1 protein-coding gene is annotated in these 278 nt (G+C 45.0%); it reads left to right on the top strand.

Annotation, left to right across the window (positions count from 1 at the left end):
* The coding region (locus QWY28_RS23655) for a hypothetical protein (protein WP_300955355.1) at positions 1–278 on the top strand (278 nt) is incomplete at both ends.

The following is a 278-nucleotide window of genomic DNA, read 5'->3' on the forward strand; positions in this document are numbered from 1 at the left end:
TCCTTTTCCATGAAGCTTTAGCTCATGTTCCAAAGGATGCTATTGCCATCGAAGTAGCTCCGACAGGTCTGCTCCAGGCTATACTTAAAAGAGCTTTAGGTGCAAACGCTACGAATATATCGTTAGTAAAGAGAGGGCATGAAAACAACATTGCCTTCCTGACTTCCGCCTTAGGAAAAATCTATGCAGCAGGAGCTCAACCTAAGTTAGGAAATTTGTATCATCCAGTGACATTCCCAGTTGGCAGGGGAACACCTATGCTCAACTCCATGACCGAG

The organism is Nocardioides oceani, from assembly GCF_030412965.1.
In the GTDB taxonomy this organism is placed as follows: domain Bacteria; phylum Actinomycetota; class Actinomycetes; order Propionibacteriales; family Nocardioidaceae; genus Nocardioides; species Nocardioides oceani.